The 15437-nt window shown below is 57.5% G+C and carries 14 protein-coding genes; 8 read left to right on the top strand and 6 right to left on the bottom strand.

The window, feature by feature from the left end:
• The first annotated feature begins 14 nt into the window (after positions 1-14).
• The 5 genes from AC0KVQ_RS01095 (at position 15) to AC0KVQ_RS01075 (ending at position 5553) form a co-directional block, all read left to right on the top strand.
• Positions 15-755, top strand: a complete 741-nt coding sequence (locus AC0KVQ_RS01095; RefSeq protein ID WP_473419250.1) for an outer membrane lipoprotein-sorting protein — start codon at positions 15-17, stop codon at positions 753-755.
• 128 nt (positions 756-883) lie between these two features.
• Positions 884-2170, top strand: coding sequence for a hypothetical protein (locus tag AC0KVQ_RS01090; RefSeq protein WP_473419249.1), 1287 nt, complete (start codon positions 884-886; stop codon positions 2168-2170).
• A gap of 154 nt (positions 2171-2324) precedes the next feature.
• The gene (mgrA, locus tag AC0KVQ_RS01085) at positions 2325-3365 is read left to right on the top strand and encodes an L-glyceraldehyde 3-phosphate reductase (protein ID WP_473419248.1); all 1041 of its coding nucleotides are present in this window, start codon (positions 2325-2327) and stop codon (positions 3363-3365) included.
• Positions 3366-3433: 68 nt separating this feature from the next.
• Positions 3434-4399 carry an AEC family transporter gene (locus AC0KVQ_RS01080; RefSeq protein ID WP_473419247.1) on the top strand — a complete coding sequence of 322 codons (966 nt, stop codon included), beginning with the start codon at positions 3434-3436 and terminating at the stop codon, positions 4397-4399.
• A 107-nt stretch (positions 4400-4506) separates the two neighbouring features.
• Entirely contained in the window at positions 4507-5553 is a 1047-nt protein-coding gene (locus tag AC0KVQ_RS01075; protein WP_473419246.1) for a LacI family DNA-binding transcriptional regulator, read from the top strand.
• A 71-nt stretch (positions 5554-5624) separates the two neighbouring features.
• On the opposite strand, the gene AC0KVQ_RS01070 is transcribed toward AC0KVQ_RS01075, so the two are convergent.
• The 3 genes from AC0KVQ_RS01070 to AC0KVQ_RS01060 form a co-directional block, all read right to left on the bottom strand.
• A complete protein-coding gene (locus AC0KVQ_RS01070; RefSeq protein ID WP_473419245.1) occupies positions 5625-6365 on the bottom strand; it encodes a FadR/GntR family transcriptional regulator in 741 nt (246 codons plus the stop codon).
• Between the two features lie 33 nt (positions 6366-6398).
• Positions 6399-6665: a hypothetical protein gene (locus tag AC0KVQ_RS01065; protein WP_473419244.1), complete on the bottom strand. Its 267-nt coding sequence runs from the start codon at positions 6663-6665 to the stop codon at positions 6399-6401.
• A 209-nt stretch (positions 6666-6874) separates the two neighbouring features.
• Complete coding sequence (locus AC0KVQ_RS01060) at positions 6875-7894, bottom strand: LacI family DNA-binding transcriptional regulator (protein ID WP_473419243.1); 1020 nt, start codon at positions 7892-7894, stop codon at positions 6875-6877.
• 419 nt (positions 7895-8313) lie between these two features.
• On the opposite strand from AC0KVQ_RS01060, the gene garD reads away from it, so the two are divergent.
• Positions 8314-9876 (top strand): galactarate dehydratase, encoded by a 1563-nt coding sequence (garD, locus tag AC0KVQ_RS01055; RefSeq protein WP_473419242.1) that lies wholly within the window; start codon positions 8314-8316, stop codon positions 9874-9876.
• 265 nt (positions 9877-10141) lie between these two features.
• Positions 10142-11257, top strand: coding sequence for an SMP-30/gluconolactonase/LRE family protein (locus tag AC0KVQ_RS01050; RefSeq protein ID WP_473419241.1), 1116 nt, complete (start codon positions 10142-10144; stop codon positions 11255-11257).
• A gap of 93 nt (positions 11258-11350) precedes the next feature.
• Here the strand turns inward: AC0KVQ_RS01050 and AC0KVQ_RS01045 are convergent, their stop codons facing one another.
• The 3 genes from AC0KVQ_RS01045 to AC0KVQ_RS01035 form a co-directional block, all read right to left on the bottom strand.
• Positions 11351-11935, bottom strand: coding sequence for a tetratricopeptide repeat protein (locus tag AC0KVQ_RS01045; RefSeq protein WP_473419240.1), 585 nt, complete (start codon positions 11933-11935; stop codon positions 11351-11353).
• Between the two features lie 463 nt (positions 11936-12398).
• Positions 12399-13415, bottom strand: coding sequence for a UDP-N-acetylmuramate dehydrogenase (gene murB, locus AC0KVQ_RS01040; protein ID WP_473419239.1), 1017 nt, complete (start codon positions 13413-13415; stop codon positions 12399-12401).
• Positions 13416-13491: 76 nt separating this feature from the next.
• The gene (locus AC0KVQ_RS01035) at positions 13492-13968 is read right to left on the bottom strand and encodes a hypothetical protein (RefSeq protein WP_473419238.1); all 477 of its coding nucleotides are present in this window, start codon (positions 13966-13968) and stop codon (positions 13492-13494) included.
• A 128-nt stretch (positions 13969-14096) separates the two neighbouring features.
• On the opposite strand from AC0KVQ_RS01035, the gene AC0KVQ_RS01030 reads away from it, so the two are divergent.
• Positions 14097-15413, top strand: a complete 1317-nt coding sequence (locus AC0KVQ_RS01030) for a hemolysin family protein (protein WP_473419237.1) — start codon at positions 14097-14099, stop codon at positions 15411-15413.
• Positions 15414-15437 lie beyond the last annotated feature (24 nt).

Below are 15437 nucleotides of genomic sequence, written 5' to 3'. Positions count from 1 at the left end.
CAAGGAAACGCATCATGAACCCGTTACGCAAACTGTTGCTGGCTGCGGCCTTGCTGCTGCCTCTCGCCGCCCAGGCCGCGCTTGATGGCAAGGCCATCCTGGAAAAGGTAGACCGCAATCTGGAGCCGGAATCGTATGAATCCTACCGCAAGCTGATCAATATCGAACCCAGCGGCGCCAGGAAGGAATTCATCGTCTACACGGTCAAAAAGGGCCGCGACAAGGTCGCCACGCTGTTCCTCTCGCCCGCCAGCGACAAGGGGCGCAGCACGCTGCGTCAGGGCGAAAACATGTGGCTCTATATCCCCAACGTCGGCAAGCCGGTGCGCATCACCAGCCTGCAATCGGTCACGGGCGGCATTTTCAACAACGCCGACATCATGCGCGTGGATTACAGCGAGGAATACAACGTCGAATCCATCGAGGAACAGGGCGACACCTATCTACTCACGCTGAAAGCCAAGACCGGCAACGTGGCCTACGACAAGCTCAAGATGAAGGTCGACAAGAAACTGATGCTGCCACTGGAAATCGAGGCGTTTGCGGCCAGCGGCATGCTGATCAAGACACTGCACTTCAAGGATGTAAAAGACTTTGGCGGCGGCATCAAGCGCCCGGCCACGGTCGAAACCGACAGCCCGCTCTACAAGGGATACCAGTCGATCATGCTCTATTCCGGCCTGAAAAAGCGTGACGTGCCGGACGAAGTATTCACGCAAGGCTTCATGTCGCGCATGGAGGAATTGCGCAAATGAAAACCAGGCAACCGCATCATTAACCCGACGACTGGTGATGCTGTAGGTCGGAATTCATTCCGACATTGATGCCTGCTGTCGGGTTAAAACCCGACCTGCAACTTCATGTTTTTTGCATGAGGAATCCAATGGACTTCAGGATCGGATTAATAACTCTGCTGCTGGCAGCCGCTCTGCCCGCTGCGGCAGAGGAATTCACCTTTGACGCCAGCGAGTTCGAAAAGAAAACCTTTGAATTCGGCGGTTATTTCGAAGCCAAGCAGGAAGCGCTGAACCTGCGCCCGGACCGCTCTGCCTACTCGCTGACCTACCCTGATGAGGGCAAGCGTGACTGGCTAGGGCGCAGCACCGGCACGCTGGAGCTGACCGGCAAGCTGAATCTGGATCAGGTCGTAGCCGATGTGCGCATGCGCGCGCTGTACGCCAAGGATGCGTTCGAGATCGATCGTGAATACGACAAGGTCATGGAAGGCGGCCTGCGCTGGAGCCCGCAGCAGGGCTTGTCGTTCGATGCCGGCAAACGCGTGATGCGCTGGGGCAAGGGCTATGCCTGGAGCCCGGTCGGCATTGTCGAGCGCGCCAAGGATCCATCCGATCCGCAAGCCGCGCGCGAGGGCTATACCATGGCCAGCATGGACTGGACCCGCAGCCTGGATGGCCCCATCAGCACGGTCGGTTTCACTTCGCTGATTGTGCCGGCCAAGGACAAGATCAACAGCGATTTCGGCAAAACCGACCACACCAACCCCGCTGCCAAGCTCTACATGCTGGCCTGGGATACCGATATCGATGTGATGTGGCTGGGCAAGGGTTCCAAGCCGCAAAGCTTCGGTGTGGATTTCTCGCGCAATCTGGGCACCAATCTGGAAATTCATGGCGAATGGGCGCGCATGGCCGATGTCACGCGCAGCCATGTGGATGCCAGCGGCAAGGTCACAAGTCAGCGCGAAAACATCAACAGCTTCCTGCTGGGCCTGCGCTACCTGACCGAGAGCGAAGTGACCTGGATCGCCGAGTACTACCGTAATGGCAACGGCTACAGCGCTTCGCAACTGGACGATTACTACAACTTTGCCGACACCGCAGTAGCGGCGGGTACTTCATCTTCGCTGTTCACCAAGGCCAAGAATCTGGCGCAATCCGGTTATGCGCGCTCCAACCCCGGTCGTGATTACCTCTATCTGCGCGCCAGCGTGAGCGAGCCTTTCGACTGGCTATACACCACCACCGCGCTGACCACGATGGTGAACCTGAACGATGGCAGCTTCCAGATCACGCCCGAGATCAGCTATACCGGCTTCACCAATATGGAAATCCGTGCGCGCGCCATTTTCCTGAGCAAGCAGCGCCATACGGATTTTGGCGAGAAACTCTCTGGCCAGCGCTTCGAGGTTTATGCGCGCTATTTTTTCTGAAAATGCCGCTTGAACCATCACATTCCGCTCCCCCAACAACCGGCCATTGCCTCGACATCGATCAGCCCATATCTGTTACCTTTGCGAAGAGCGAACCGGCGCGGTCAGCGCCGGCAGACACACCATTCGTTAACCGTTTTCGTAGAGGTCATGTATGGAAAGCACCGTGTGGACACCCGATCAACAGCGCTACGATGCCATGCCTTATCGCCGACTCGGGCGCAGTGGCCTGCAATTGCCCCTGCTCTCGCTCGGCCTGTGGCAAAACTTCGGCCAGAACGCCGACCCGGCCAATGCCCGTAACCTGTTGTTGCGCGCCTTTGACCTCGGCATCACCCATTTCGATCTGGCCAACAACTATGGTCCGCCACCCGGCGCTGCCGAAACCTTTTTTGGCCAGGTCATCACGGGCGATCTGGCGGCTTATCGCGACGAACTGATCATTTCGACCAAGGCAGGTTATCGCATGTGGCCTGGCCCGTATGGTGTCGATGGTTCGCGCAAGTACCTGCTGGCCAGCCTGGATCAAAGTCTCAAGCGCATGCAGCTTGATTATGTCGATATTTTCTATTCGCACCGTTTCGATCCGGAAACGCCGCTGGAAGAAACCATGGGCGCACTGGCCAGTGCGGTAAAACAGGGCAAGGCGCTCTACGCCGGCATTTCGTCCTATTCCGCCACCAAAACCCGTGAAGCATCGGCCCTGTTGAAAGCAATGGGCGTACCGTGCGTGATTCACCAGCCTTCCTACTCCATGCTCAATCGCTGGGTTGAGGCCGACTTGTTCGGTGCGATTGAGGATGAAGGTATCGGCTGCATCGTTTTTTCCCCGCTGGCACAAGGACTGCTAACCGGCAAATATCTCGGCGGCATTCCGGCCGATTCGCGCAAGGCCAAGGGTGCGCCGTCCTTCCGCGAGAACTTCCTGGAAGAAGCGACACTGGACAAGATCCGCAAACTGGCCGACATTGCCGAACGCCGCGGCCAGACGCTTGCCCAGATGGCACTAGCCTGGGTCTTGCGTGATCCGCGTGTGACATCTGCCCTGATTGGCGCCAGCCGTATCAGCCAACTGGAAGAAAATGTCGCAGCATTGTCCAATCTTTCATTTTCGGCGGAAGAACTGGCCGAGATCGACCAATGGGCCAGCGATGCCGGATTGAATATCTGGGCAGCGTCCAGCACGGCAGGCTAGACTCGCACATAGGGCAGGCAGTCGCCTGCTTGCCCTTTCCCGCAACTCCCATATACACCGAAATTGCCATGCTCGACATTCTGGCCATTACCGGCCCGATCTACCTGACCATTGCTGCCGGCTATCTGGCCGTACGCCTTGATCTGTTTGCCAAGGCCGACATGCAAGTCCTCGGCCGATTCGTGCTGAATCTGGCGCTGCCCTGCATGATTTTCGGAGCCATCGCCAGCCGTGATCTGCACGATATCCTTCACCCCGCCTACCTGTTCGCCTATGCCGCCGGCTCGCTACTGGTACTGGGATTCGGCTTTTTCTGGTCACGCACGCTGCAACGGGAAAGTTTTGCCGCCAGTACGCTGAATGCCATGGGCATGTCCTGTGCAAACAGCGGCTACGTCGGTTTTCCAATCCTGCTGCTGACCCTGCCCAGCGTCGCCGCCACGGCACTGGCCCTCAATGTCGTCATTGAAAACATCCTGATCCTGCCCTTGTTGCTGGTTTTGGCCGAACATGGCCAGAACGGCAACCAGCCGTGGTATCGCACCTTGGCGCAGTGTTTCAAGCGGCTGATCACGAATCCGTTGGTGATCGCGCTGATGGCTGGCATGCTGGTATCGCTCTTCAGTTTTAAATTGCCTGAACCACTGACGCGCACGACCACGTTGTTTGCACAGGCCAGCAGCGCAATCTCGCTGTTCGTGATCGGCGGCACGCTCACAGGCCTTTCGCTGCAAGGGCTGGCGCGGAAAATCAGCCCGATCATTGCCGGCAAGCTGCTGCTGCATCCACTCGCCGTCGGGCTGTGCCTGTGGTTCGGCTTGCAGATTGGCCTGCCCTCGCAGGATAAGACGCTGCAACTGGCAGCCCTGCTGTCTGCCGCCATGCCGATGATGGGCATCTACCCGATCCTGGCGCAGCGCTATGGTCTGGAAAATATTGCAGCCGCCGCTTCGCTGGGCGCCACCCTTATTTCCTTCTTTACCCTGAGCGCCGCCATCTGGGGCGTGACCCATTTTGCCGGCTTCGCTGCCTGATCCTGTTCCTGCGGCGAGGAGCAGTTGCCACGTTTTGCACAGCGCGGTACGCAAAAAATTTATAATTCCGTAGTTTTGTGCATCCCGATCCGGGTAAAAGGCTTCACGTGGCTACCATCCAAGATGTTGCAAGGCATGCAGGTGTTTCGGTCAGCACCATCTCCAACGCCCTGAACGGTCGCACCGACCGCATGCGCAAGGAAACGCTCGAGCGCATCCTGCAGGCCATTGAAATTCTCAATTACCGCCCGAGTGCTGCCGCACGGCAACTGAAAACCGGTCACGCGCCGGTGCTGGGCCTGCTGGTTCCATCGATCACCAACCCCATGTACGCCGTGCTGGCGCAGGAAATCGAGACCATCGCCAAAAAGGAATATGGTTACCGAATCCTGCTTGGAAACACTTACCGGCAACAGGAAGAAGAAAAACTGTTTCTGGACGATCTGCTTTCGCACGGGGTGAAGGGCGTGATCGTAGTGTCGTCACTGGCAGAACAGAGCCACTTTCAGGAAGCCACCCAGCGCGGGCTGACATTGGTCAACTACGATTGCCGTACACTGGAAGGCAGCACGGACAAGCCCGCTGCCGACAATATCTATATGGACAACGTAGAGGCCGGCCACATGGCGGCCTGCCACCTGCTGGCATCCGGCTGCCAGCGCATTGCCTTTGCCACGGCCAGCGGCAGGACCATCAGCCGGCGCGACAAGATCGAAGGATTTCTGGCAGCCGCCCGGGAAGCCGGCTTGGCTACGCAGGCACAGGTGATCGAAGGTCGGGCCAAGACGGCCTATGGAGATGCAGAACTGGCCGAATTGGGAATTCAGCTGGCCAAGGAAATTGCCGCCATGCCCGCCCGTCCGGATGGAGTGGTTGCCATCAACGATATGGTTGCCATCGGCCTGATGGCCGGCTTGCGCCAGTGTGCGCTGCGCGTGCCCGAGGATATTTCGGTGATCGGCATTGATGATATCCCGCTGGCCGCACTGGTCAGCCCCGCGCTGACCTCGGTACAACCGCCCTTCCGCGAGATGGCCAGGGTCATGGTTACCCGCCTGATGGCCAGATTGGCCAACCCGGCGCTCCCCACGGAAGACTTCATTTTCGAGCCGCAACTGGTACGACGGGAATCGGTGCGCAATCCATCCGCCTGAAAACCTGTTCTGACGACTGCCCAGCCAAAACCTTCGCACGGAAAGCGTGCGGAAAGGCTATCTCCAGCAGATCAGGCATTGGCCGCCATGGGGGAGCATGGCGCATTGCTGGCGATACGGGCAGCAGACAGGCGTTTCTTGGCCCGCTTGAGGTGATTTTGCATGGTGATTCTGGCCAGATCGGCATCGCGGCTCTTCACGGCCACAAATATCTCACGGTGTTCCATGATCGAAGCCTGCCATTCCGGGAATGACTGCGGCAGATCCTGCAGGGCGGTATAGTCCGGGGCGGTACGAAACCCCCACAGGGTTTCCGTTGCCAGATACAAGGCACTGTTGCCGCTGGCTTCGGCCAGGCACAGATGGAACTGCCGATCGAACACCAGATGCGCCGGATCATCCGCCGCACAGCAGATCATTTTGGCCAGCGCACTCTGCATTCTTTCCAGGTGCACGCTCTGCGCATTCTTGGCCGCCAGCGCCGCCACTTCCGGCTCGATCAGGTCGCGCCCCTGAAAAACCTCGAATGCGCCCGGCGCAGGTGTATTGCAGGCAAGCACACTCACGGTTGCCGGCTGGCGCGGCTCGCGCACGTAGACCCCCGAGCCTCCGCGGATTTCGATGCGATCCTCGGTTTCCAGCACGATCAGGGCCTCGCGGATCGAGGCACGACTGACCTTGAACAATTCCGCCAGTACACGCTCTGCCGGCAAGCGCTCGCCCGGCTGGTAATGCCCGGAGTCGATACGCCGCACTATCTCTCCGGCAACCTTTCGATAAACTCTTGTAGTATCAACAACTTCCAGCGACATGGCATTCAACCCTGACATGCAAAAAAACGACGATTATCTGGTGGCAGCGAGGATGGCCGGCGAGCAGATCGCCTGGCTGTCGCGGTAGGCTTTTTCCAGCCGTTTTTTCGCAAGCAAGCGCTCGGGAATCTGCCCTCCCTTGCGAAACACCCAGTCGATATCGGTTTCGGTGGCTTTGCGCAGCACATGAATGCCGTTATAGAGTCCGACTTCGGTCAGGATGATCGCCCGCGCAGAATCCATATCCCTGGCCTCGCGAATACAACATCCCATACCCGTTTCTGCGTAAAACACTTCCATTGCTCACCTTTGCCCGACCTGACTCATCCGCATCCATGCACAGGGCATTACCAGCCCCGGCCTTTGACGCATTGTGGCCAAGCACGGCCAGGGTCGAACATGGGCACACGCCCAACAAATCAACAGGAAACCGGGACTTTTTTATGGGTCAATCAGATACGCGTCGGCGCTGAGCGAAGGTGCGTGAGCATGCCGAGACCCTGCAGGGATCAGGTCGTGGCGCGCTCGATAAGCGTGAAACCGACATCAACCACCGATGCTGCCGACGGCCGGCCTTCGATGCGGGCCAGCAAGGCGCTGGCAGCCAGCTCCCCGAGCTTGCGCTTGTCGACATGCACGGTGGATAGTGCCGGGAAAAGGTGTTCGGAAAACTCGAAATCGCCAAATCCCATTACCGCCAGCCTGGCGGGTACATCCAGACCGCGCCTGATCGCTTCGGTCATCACACCCTGCGCCAGCAAATCCGAGCTGCACACCACCACATCGAATTCCTTGCCGGTATCGAGCAGCTCCTGCAAGCCACGCCGACCGGATGCCAGCGTGGTTGGCGTCGGCAGCATGCATTGCGCCACTTCATGGATACCGCGCTGATGCAGCACATCCAGTACCCCCTGGTTTCGCACCCGCGCACGCTGATCATCGGCACTTACCAGGCCAAAGCGGCGATAGCCCTTCTCCAGCAGGTAGCGGCCGATTTCATTGCCGATTTTTTCATGTGAAAAACCAACCAGCATATCGATCGGCGTCGGTGTCAGATCCCAGGTCTCCACCACCGGAATCGAAGCGGACAGCAGTTTCTTGCGCAATGTCTGGGTGTGGTTGATACCGGTCAGGATGATGCCGTCCGGGCGCCGGCTCAGGATGGCTGATACCAGTTCATCTTCGCGATCGGCCGAGTAGTTGGAAAAACTCAATAGCAACTGGTAGCCATGCGCGGCCAATTCGTCACCCATGCCCTGCACGGTATCGGCAAACATGGCGTTGTAGAGTTGCGGCACGATCGCCGCCACCAGTTTGCTGCGGCGCGAAGCCAGCCCCCCTGCCAGGGCATTCGGGATATAGCCGGTCCGCTCGACCGCTTCGCGCACTTTGGCAACAGTCTCCGGCCGCACCAGCTCCGGGTTGTTCAGGGCACGCGATACGGTGATCGGCGAAAGACCTGCCACCTTTGCAACATCCTTGAGTGTGACACTGTTAGGCCAGTTGCCACCACTCTTGGCTGTTGACATGCTTTTTTTGCTGGATTGGGAAGTCGGCATAAATTATCAATCACCACGAGAGTCTGGTTGCGCACATGCACTCCAGGATATCAGCGAGCCCAACATCCAAAAATGATTGCGCAACCATTTTATCAGGAATATAGTTGCCATCAGCAATATCTGCCAGTGTCCGTTTGGGTAATATCGCAGACGGGCAGCCAGTTTCGCGCTGATTTTCATACTGAAAGCCATGGGGGTCTTTGGTTGGAAAGGCGAAGCTGGCGCTGGAGAGGACAGATATTGCCCCGATTTGACTTGTGCTGATGCCATAAAATGATTGCGCAACCATACCGCATGATAATAAGGCATCTGCACATACGGCAACATCCGCCGGGCAGAGCAAAATCCATCCGGAAACATTTCATTCAACACTGGAGGAGAGAAACAAAATGTCCAGTCTCCCTGCTTCGGCCGCAACGAAGCCGCTCTACATCAAAGTGCACGACAGCGACAATGTCGCGATCATCGTCAATTCCAACGGCCTGCCCGCCGGCAGTATTTTTCCCTGCGGCCTGGTTCTGAAGGAACACGTTCCACAAGGCCACAAGGTATCGCTGCAACCGATCGCCGAGGGTGAAGCCATCATCCGTTACGGCGAAGTCATCGGCTATGCCGAAAAGAACATTGAACAAGGCAGTTGGATCGAAGAATCGCTGGTACGCCTGCCCGATGCGCCGCCACTGGAAACCCTGCCGCTGGCCAACAAGGTGCCGGCTTCACTGCCACCGCTGGAAGGCTACACGTTCGAGGGCTACCGCAACGCCGACGGCACGGTTGGCACCAAGAACATGCTGGCCATCACCCAGACCGTGCAATGTGTCGCTGGCGTGGTCGATTTCGTGGTCAAACGCCTCAAGGCAGAAATCCTGCCCAAATACCCCAATGTGGATGGCATCGTTGGCCTGAACCATATCTACGGTTGTGGCGTGGCCATCAATGCGCCAGCCGCCGTGGTACCGATTCGCACCATCCACAATCTGGCGCTGAACCCGAACTTCGGCAATGAAGTGATGGTCATCAGCCTGGGCTGCGAAAAACTTCCGCCGGATCGCCTGCTGAACGAGGGCGGCATCCCGATCAAGGTGGTCAGCGATGACGTGATCTGCCTGCAGGATGAAAAATTCGTCGGTTTCATGCCGATGGTCGAAGCCATCATGAAGCAGGCCGAAGTGCATCTGGCCAAGCTCAACCAGCGCAAGCGCGAGACCTGTCCGGCCTCCGACCTGATCGTCGGCCTGCAGTGCGGTGGCAGCGATGCGTTCTCCGGTGTCACCGCCAACCCGGCCGTCGGCTATGCCGCCGACCTGCTGGTGCGTGCCGGTGCCTCGGTCATGTTCTCGGAAGTAACTGAAGTGCGCGATGCCATCCATCTGCTCACGCCGCGCTGTGCCGATGAAGAAGTCGGAAAAGCCCTGCTGCGCGAAATGGCCTGGTACGACGACTACCTGGATCGCGGTCAGACCAACCGCGCGGCCAACACCACGCCCGGCAACAAGAAGGGCGGTCTGGCCAACATCGTGGAAAAGGCAATGGGTTCGATCGCCAAATCAGGCACCAGCGCGATTGTGGATGTGATTTCGCCCGGAGAGAAAATCCGCAAGAAGGGCCTGACCTACGCCGCCACGCCGGCCAGCGATTTCGTCTGCGGTACCCAGCAACTGGCTTCGGGCATGACCATCCAGGTCTTCACCACCGGTCGTGGCACACCGTACGGTCTGGAAGCCGCACCGGTGATCAAGGTCGCCACCCGCCGCGATCTGGCCGCACGCTGGCATGACCTGATGGAAGTCGATGCCGGCACCATCGCCACCGGCGAAGAAACGATCGAACAAGTGGGCTGGAAGATTTTCAACCTGATTCTGGATGTGGCCAGCGGCCGCAAAAAGACCTGGGCCGACCAATGGGGGCTGTTCAACTCGCTGGCGGTCTTCAACCCGGCACCGGTGACCTGATAAAACTTACGTCGTATCAACAAAACCAAGCCCCGCACTGGAGTTTCTCTACTGCGGGGCTTTTCATTCATAAGATGTAATTTTATTTTTAGATATTACTTATATTAATTGTAATTTAATTACCCCTGCCAATCTCAATATGCAAGACAATGAAATTCAACGTCATTAACACCCCATTTCAGGTCAATCGCACATCAACAACCCCATAGGGCAGGCGTAACTTTGAATTGGCATCCCAGTCGATACCTTTCAAAAGGAGGAGTAAATGTCTGCAAAAACCACAAAATCCACACTGGCCAATCCTATCCGTCGCAACATCCTGCTGGGCAGCATGGCGGCGGCTGCGTCCAGCGTAGCTTTTGCCGGTAAACAATTCGGCACCATCCTCAATCAGCGTTACCCGGATCCGGCTGTATTCATTCTGGACCCAAGCTTTGCCAAATACCGCATCTATAGCAGCAGCGTGGAAAAGCTCGCCACCGGCATGCGCTGGGCAGAAGGCCCGGCCTACTTCCCGGAAAACGGCGGCTATGTGCTGATGAGCGATATCCCGAACAACCGCATCATGAAATACAGCGAAAAGGATGGAAGCTTTACCGTCTTCCGCGATCCAGCCAATTGGTCCAACGGCAACGTGCGCGATCGTCAGGGACGCCTGATCACCTGCGAGCACTCGGTCACGCGCCGTGTTACCCGCACAGAAAAGAACGGGAAAATCACCGTTCTGGCCGACAATTACAACGGCAAAAAGCTGAATGCACCCAACGATATCGTCGTCAAATCCGATGACACCATCTGGTTCACCGATCCGCTGTTTGGCATCAATGGCGAATGGGAAGGCTTCAAGGCCAAACCGGAGCAGGAAACCACCAACGTCTATCGCATCGGCAAGGATGGCAAGCTCACCGCCGTGATCACCGATCTGGTCAACCCGAACGGACTAGCGTTCTCACCCGATGAAAAAAAACTGTATGTCGTGGAATGGAAAGGCACCCCCAACCGCAGCATCTGGAGCTACGACGTGAATGCCGATGGCACCGTCGCCAACAAGACCAAGGTGATCGATGCCGCCGACTATGGTGCGCTGGATGGTTTCAAGGTCGACCGCGATGGCAATCTGTGGTGCGGTTACGGCAGCAACGGCGCACTGCAATCCGAACCGGTCGACGTCAACGGCCGCAAGGTGTTCGAACTCAAGGGCAAATCGGAAGATCTGGATGGCGTGATGGTATTCAACCCGCAAGGCAAGGCCATCGGCTTTATCAAGCTGCCGGAGCGTTGCGCCAATCTGTGTTTTGGCGGCCCCAAGAATAACCGCCTGTACATGGCCAGCTGCCACTCGCTCTACGCGCTGTATGTGGAAACACACGGAGCAGTATAAATAACTGCACCTGATATTTTCTGCATGACACACCCATGAAAACGGCCTGTTGCACACATGCAGCAGGCCGTTTTATTTTCATAACTGCTCCGATTATTTCTTGCGCGGCTGCCATTCCCTTGCGAGGTTCATGGCTGCCTCGATCTGGGCGGGGGTCATCTTTTTCTCGGCATTGGCGCGATTGCGCTCGGCATACGGCTCGCGATTCAATTCAGCCAGGTGGAACCATTTATACGCCTGCACCACATCGGGTTTGACCCCCTGCCCGCGTGCATACATCAAGCCCAGATTGAACTGCGCGCGCGGAAAATCCTGTTCGGCCGCTTTGCGATACCAATTGACTGCAGCCACTTCATCGCGCTCGACGCCATACGCTTCTTCATAGGCCTGCCCCAGATTGAACTGCGCCCAGGGCAAACCCTTGTCGGCCGCCTTGCGATACCAACCGATGGCTGTTGTCTGATCCTGCTTCACCCCCTGTCCCAGGGCATACATCACCCCGAGATTGAACTGGGCATAGATGTCGCCGGCATCGGCAGCGGCACGGAATTCCTGCAAGGCTTGCGTGTACTCGCCACGGCCATAGGCAACCACCCCTTCATTCAATCCAGCCTGTGCCTGGCAGGCTACCGACAACAGCAGGCAGGCCAGCAGTTTGCTTATTGCATTTCTTTTCATTTTCCACTCCATATTTCAACCATCTTAGGCTCTGTTGACGTTTGATTAATTTTTACGCGGCTGGGGTATTTTGCTCCAGTACAAGGCATTTCCCAGGCCGCGGTACGGGTACCGCAAGTGGGAAATAACGCCGTAATGGAGCAAAAGACCCAGCCGCCCGAAGGGCAAGTCCGCCAATCTTGCCGGATGCGTTGTCGCCAATGCTCGCATACACCAGTATTGCTGGCGCTTAGCTTCTCGCCCCGGCAAGTTGGCGGGCTTGCGTAAAAAACAATCAAACGTCAACAGAGCCTAGAACCTGCTCACGATCTGTCGCGAGAAGCCGTCAGCGGGGTGAAGAGCAGCGCAAAAACCGGAATGTACAAGCAGTACATGAGGACGCCCCGAAGGAAGCACCTTTTGGTTGTTTTGAGCAGCGCATGATCCCCGATCACGACTTCGCAGCAAGATCGTGAACAGGTTCTTACCAACGTACCGGCTCGGCGACAAGCTCGACGCCGAACCTGGTTTTGACATCCGCGCGCACGGCTTCGGCCAGGCGTTGCACATCCTGCCCGGTCGCCCCGCCGTGATTGACCAGCACCAGTGCCTGTTTTTCATACATGCCGACCGGCCCCAGCCGCCTTCCTTTCCAGCCGGCCTGTTCGATCAGCCAGCCGGCTGCCAGCTTGAAGCGGCCGTCGGGCTGAGGATAGGACACCAGTGCCGGATCATCCTGCAACAGGCGCGCGCGCGTAGCGCTATCCACGATCGGGTTATGAAAGAAACTGCCGGCATTGCCCAGTACAGCCGGGTCAGGCAATTTGCGCTGACGTATTTCGCATATCACCTGCGCAATGGCAGCGGGCGTGGTCGGCAATGCCTGTGCAGCAAGCTCGCGCGCGATTTCGCCATAGGCGATATTGGGCTGCCAGCGCTTGGGCAAGCGAAATATCACTTCGGTGATCAACCATTTGCCCGCTTCTTTACGCTTGAAAATGCTGTCGCGATAGGCAAAACGGCACTCGGCATTGGCAAACACGCGCAATTGCCCGGTTTGCAGATGCATGGCGCGCAACTCGAACAGGCAATCCTTGGCTTCCACGCCATAAGCGCCGATATTCTGTACCGGTGCCGCGCCGGCAGTACCCGGAATCAGGGCAAGATTTTCCAGCCCTCCCCAGCCGTTTGCCAGTGTCCACATGACCAAGCCATGCCAATCCTCACCCGCCCCTGCCGCGACATACCAGGCATCGGCATCCTCGCGCACAAGCTGCTTGCCTGGAATCTCCACCTTGAGCACCAGCGCCTGCAGGTCATCCTCCAGCCAGAGATTGCTGCCACCGCCCAGCACCCGTCGCGGCAAATGCACCAGGGTGGGGTCTGTCAGCAAGGCATGTAATTCATCCTCGTTTCGGATGCGTGCCAGATGGCTGGCGCGTGCCGGCAGCCCGAGGGTATTGAAAGGCTGCAATTCGACATTGGTTTCCAGGGACGGCATGTGAAGTCAGTACGGAGGCAAGAGAGGTGCCATTATCCTCCATATGGCGGCCCGGCTGGTATGGCTTCATTCGGAATCAGGGGCGATTGCCCAGATTCCAGCGGGCACAGTACCACTTGGTCTGTGGTTTCTGCGGATCGCCCAGACCAACCAGCACACTGCCGCTTTTCGATAGAAAACGCGGATAGGGGCCGGCCAGCTCGGTAAAGGTTACGCCCTGCCGGGTCTCGATTTTTTTACGCACATCGTCGACAGGTGCCTCGATCAGCACCCCGACCATGAGTGCGGTCGATTCCGGCAGGCTGGTAAATGCTTCCTTGATCTGGTTACCGGCCAGTTCGGCCCCTTCGGCCTTGTACCACTCGGCCTCGCCCCAGGTACGCAACGCCGGGCCCAGATAGGTCGAAAAATAACTGCGCCAGTACACCGCAGACCATTCCACCCGACACATCAGCGCGGCTTCCATCCGGTCGGAAAAATGCGAAGGAATCGCGGCTTGCAGCGGGCGGATACATGCCAGCATCAGACATAAACATCCCAGCCACCGTTGCATATCACCATCCTATTCAAGGCTTTGCCCATCGATCCTGTTGGTAGTGCAGGTCTTTTGCACACTACCCGGTACAGGCAGATTGTACGAGACTAGGTTATCATGCACTTTTCGTACTCTATTACTGTCAAATGGAAATTCCGATACTGCTGGGCCTGATCCTGCTCAATGGACTGTTTGCGATGTCTGAAATTGCGCTGGTCACGGCCCGAAAAGTCCGCCTTGCCAAACTCGCCGAAAATGGCGACGCAGCCGCCGCTGCCGCAATCAAGCTGGGAGAAGACCCCACCAGCTTTCTCTCCACCATCCAGGTTGGCATTACTTCCATCGCAATCCTGAGCGGTATCTTCGGTGAAGCCGCGCTTGCTCCAATTGTTGCAGCCTGGTTGAGCGGGATAGGCCTGACCGAAACCGTCACCGACTTGCTTGCAACCGGATTGGTTGTCTGCTTTGTGACGTTCTTCTCGATTGTGCTGGGAGAACTGGTACCCAAACGCATTGGCCAGATGTACCCCGAAACCATTGCGCGCATGGTATCCAAGCCGGTGCAGATGCTCTCGCTGATTTCGCGCCCGTTCGTGTTCCTGCTGGTATTTTCCACCGCAAGCATCCTGCGCCTGCTGGGCATTCGTGCCAGCACCGAGCCCAGCGTCACCGAGGACGAAATCCACGCAATGCTGGAAGAAGGTTCGGAAGCCGGCGTGATCGAAGAGCAGGAACACGCCATGGTGCGCAATGTGTTTCGCCTGGATGACCGGCAAATCGCTTCGCTGATGATTCCGCGTTCGGAAATGGTCTACATCGATCTGGACGAACCGCTGGAAAACAATCTGGCACGGGTCATGGAAGCCTCCTACAACCGTTTTCCGGTCTGTCGCGGCGGGCTTACCAATATTCTTGGCATTCTCAGCACCAAGGACATCTTGCAGCAGGTACTGAAAGGCACGGCCGTCGATCTTGCAGCCCAGATCAAGCCAGCAGTATTCGTACCGGAAACCCTGACCGGCATGGAATTGCTCGAACAGATTCGCGCTTCCAGCGTGGAAATGGTGTTTGTGGTGGACGAATACGGCGAAGTGCTTGGCCTGGCCACCCTGCAGGACGTTCTGGAAGTGCTGACCGGCGAATTCACCCCGACCAATCAGGAAGATGCCTGGGCAATCCAGCGGGAAGACAAATCCTGGCTGCTGGATGGCCTGATTCCGGTACCGGAACTGAAAGACTTGCTCAAACTCGACAGCGTGCCCGAAGAAGACAAGGGGCGTTACCATACGCTGAGCGGCATGATGATGCTGCTGTTGGGACGCCTGCCGCAAACGAGCGATCATGCCGAGTGGCAGGGCTGGCGTTTTGAAGTTGTCGATATGGACGGCAAACGCGTGGACAAGGTACTGGTTTCCGAAGTCATCGCGCCGGAAGACATGGAATCCGAATCACCTGAATCCTGATTTCCCCCTACAGGAAGACCTTGC

This window comes from Formivibrio sp. oc-25, from assembly GCF_055810895.1.
Note: the sequence above shows the minus strand (reverse complement) of the source record. Positions and strands in the feature narration are given on the sequence as shown.

Coding starts and splice junctions, on each gene's coding strand:
- AC0KVQ_RS01095 (WP_473419250.1), top strand. CDS start 15: ATGAACCCGTTACGCAAACTGTTGCTGGCTGCGGCCTTGCTGCTGCCT.
- AC0KVQ_RS01090 (WP_473419249.1), top strand. CDS start 884: ATGGACTTCAGGATCGGATTAATAACTCTGCTGCTGGCAGCCGCTCTG.
- mgrA (WP_473419248.1), top strand. CDS start 2,325: ATGGAAAGCACCGTGTGGACACCCGATCAACAGCGCTACGATGCCATG.
- AC0KVQ_RS01080 (WP_473419247.1), top strand. CDS start 3,434: ATGCTCGACATTCTGGCCATTACCGGCCCGATCTACCTGACCATTGCT.
- AC0KVQ_RS01070 (WP_473419245.1), bottom strand. CDS start 6,365: ATGTCGCTGGAAGTTGTTGATACTACAAGAGTTTATCGAAAGGTTGCC.
- AC0KVQ_RS01065 (WP_473419244.1), bottom strand. CDS start 6,665: ATGGAAGTGTTTTACGCAGAAACGGGTATGGGATGTTGTATTCGCGAG.
- AC0KVQ_RS01060 (WP_473419243.1), bottom strand. CDS start 7,894: ATGTCAACAGCCAAGAGTGGTGGCAACTGGCCTAACAGTGTCACACTC.
- garD (WP_473419242.1), top strand. CDS start 8,314: ATGTCCAGTCTCCCTGCTTCGGCCGCAACGAAGCCGCTCTACATCAAA.
- AC0KVQ_RS01050 (WP_473419241.1), top strand. CDS start 10,142: ATGTCTGCAAAAACCACAAAATCCACACTGGCCAATCCTATCCGTCGC.
- AC0KVQ_RS01045 (WP_473419240.1), bottom strand. CDS start 11,935: ATGAAAAGAAATGCAATAAGCAAACTGCTGGCCTGCCTGCTGTTGTCG.
- murB (WP_473419239.1), bottom strand. CDS start 13,415: ATGCCGTCCCTGGAAACCAATGTCGAATTGCAGCCTTTCAATACCCTC.
- AC0KVQ_RS01035 (WP_473419238.1), bottom strand. CDS start 13,968: ATGCAACGGTGGCTGGGATGTTTATGTCTGATGCTGGCATGTATCCGC.
- AC0KVQ_RS01030 (WP_473419237.1), top strand. CDS start 14,097: ATGGAAATTCCGATACTGCTGGGCCTGATCCTGCTCAATGGACTGTTT.